Genomic DNA, 2,089 nt, shown 5'->3' on the forward strand with positions numbered 1-2,089 from the left:
GGCAACGGCAATTTCCAGGCGTTGTTCGAAAGCATCGAGCTCGATCAGATCCGCCGCGGGGTGATCAAGGTCGACGCCTGATCGCAGGGTCATCGCGTTCCAAATTGCGTTCCCGCGAAGGGGGGACCCAGACTGGGCTCCCGCCTCCGCGGGAGCACATTTTGTGGTACGTTCCGCGTCCCCACCCCGAAAGCACGTCCGCTGACCGAACGCCTCATCGCCACGCCTGCCGGCATCGCGCTCGGCCCGCTCGATCTGATCGCCGACGGCGCGGCGCGCGGGTTCGTGATCGAGATGCGCGCCGGCCGTTTCCACGGCTTCGTCGTGCGTCGCGGCGATGCGGTATATGGTTATGTCGACCGCTGCCCGCATATGGGGCTGCCGCTCGCGCAGAAACTCGACGATTATGTCGCGGGCGATATGATCGCGTGCAGTTGGCACGGCGCGGTCTTCGATACCGCCTCGGGCAAGTGCCGCGGCGGCCCCTGCCCCGGCACCGCGCTGACGCCCTGGCCCGTCACGATCCGGGACGGCACGATCGTCACCGCCTGATCCTAAATTATTGCAGTTCGATGACGAATGCGGCAAGCTGCTTCGTTCGAAGGAGTGACGCGCGCAATGGCGAAGGCAACCGCCAACGGTATCGAGATCGAATATGACGAGTTCGGCGCGAAGGATGCGCCGGCGGTGTTGATGATCATGGGGCTCGGCGCGCAGCTGGTGCGCTGGCCGATGGCGCTCGTCGATGCTTTGGTCGCGCGGGGCTATCGCGTGATCCGCTACGACAATCGCGATGTCGGCCTGTCGACCAAGTGCGATTCCGCCGGCACCCCCAATTTCGCGCTGATGGCGGTGTCGCACATCCTGCGCCGCCCGATCCGCGCGCCTTATACGCTCACCGACATGGCCGCCGACGCCGCCGGGCTGCTCGATGCGCTCGGGATCGAGCGCGCGCATGTCGTCGGCGCCTCGATGGGCGGGATGATCGCGCAATTGTTCGCCGCGCACTGGCCGGAGCGGACCTTGTCGCTCACCTCGATCATGTCGACCACCGGCAATCCCGCGCTCCCGGGCGCCTCGTTGCAGGCGATGGGCATCCTGCTGCGGCGACCGCGCGGCAACGATCTCGAGGCGATCGTCGCCCACGGCGTGAAAGCGGCCAAGGTGGTCGGCGGCAGCTTCCCCGAGGACGATCGCTTGATGGCCGAGCGCTATCGCGACGAAATCGTCCGCAACCATCACCCGTCGGGCTTCGTTCGCCAGATGGCCGCGATCCTCGCCGACGGCGATCGCCGCACGCGGCTGAAGACGATCGCTGCCCCCACCGTCGTGATCCACGGTGCGGACGATCCCTTGGTCCCGGCCGAGGGCGGACGCGATACTGCCGCCGCCATCCCCGGCGCGCGGCTGGTCGAGATCCCCGGCATGGGTCACACGCTGCCCCCGGAGGTGATCCCGACGGTGGTCGCCGCATTCGAAAGCGTGGCACGGCCGAGACTGGCACGCGCCGCCTGAACGACTTCAGCTTCGCTGCTTAGGTCACCCCGACCTTGCGCCGGGGTGACGAAAGCCGCGCCGTTACAGCCGCACCAGCATCTTCCCCATATTCCCCCCGGTGAAGAGCCCGCGGAACGCCTCGGGCATCGCCGCGATCCCTTCATGCACGGTTTCGTGGCGCTTGAGCTTCCCTTCCTTCAGCCACCCGCCCATGTCGCGATAGAAATCGCCCATCTGCGCGAAGAAATCGCTGACGATGAAGCCGCGGATATTGATCCGCGCGCCGATCACCTTGGCGAGGTAACGCAGCTCCTGCGGCTTGGCGTCGTTGTAGATGTCGATCATCCCGCAGATCGCGAACCGCGCGTGCAGTCGCGCGGCAAGCAGCGCCGCATCGAGATGGTCGCCGCCGACATTGTCGAAATAGACGTCGATCCCGTCGGGCGCCGCCTGCATCAGCCCGCGCGCGACCGGGCCGGCCTTGTAATCGACGACATGATCCGCGCCGAGTTCCTTCACCCAGGCGCATTTGTCGGCGCCGCCCGCGGCACCGATCACCGTCATCCCCTTGGCCTTGGCGATCTGGACGACG

Annotated in this window: 3 protein-coding genes; 2 read left to right on the forward strand and 1 reads right to left on the reverse strand. The window is 66.8% G+C overall.

What is annotated here, in order from left to right; genetic code table 11:
- Nucleotides 1-201 precede the first annotated feature (201 nt).
- Nucleotides 202-552, forward strand: a complete 351-nt coding sequence (locus BGN95_RS24630; protein WP_265271117.1) for a Rieske (2Fe-2S) protein — start codon at nucleotides 202-204, stop codon at nucleotides 550-552.
- 66 nt (nucleotides 553-618) lie between these two features.
- Complete coding sequence (locus BGN95_RS24635) at nucleotides 619-1,515, forward strand: alpha/beta fold hydrolase (RefSeq protein ID WP_179511367.1); 897 nt, start codon at nucleotides 619-621, stop codon at nucleotides 1,513-1,515.
- A gap of 63 nt (nucleotides 1,516-1,578) precedes the next feature.
- Here BGN95_RS24635 and BGN95_RS24640 read toward each other — a convergent pair.
- Nucleotides 1,579-2,089: MDR family NADP-dependent oxidoreductase (locus BGN95_RS24640; protein ID WP_286774336.1), on the reverse strand; the 511-nt coding region annotated here is incomplete at its 5' end.

The organism is Sphingomonas sp. 66-10, assembly GCF_001897045.1.
Taxonomy (GTDB): Bacteria; Pseudomonadota; Alphaproteobacteria; order Sphingomonadales; family Sphingomonadaceae; genus Sphingomonas; species Sphingomonas lycopersici.

Bases quoted from the DNA above. Each gene is read 5' to 3' on its own strand.
- BGN95_RS24635 (WP_179511367.1), top strand. From the start codon at position 619: ATGGCGAAGGCAACCGCCAACGGTATCGAGATCGAATATGACGAGTTC.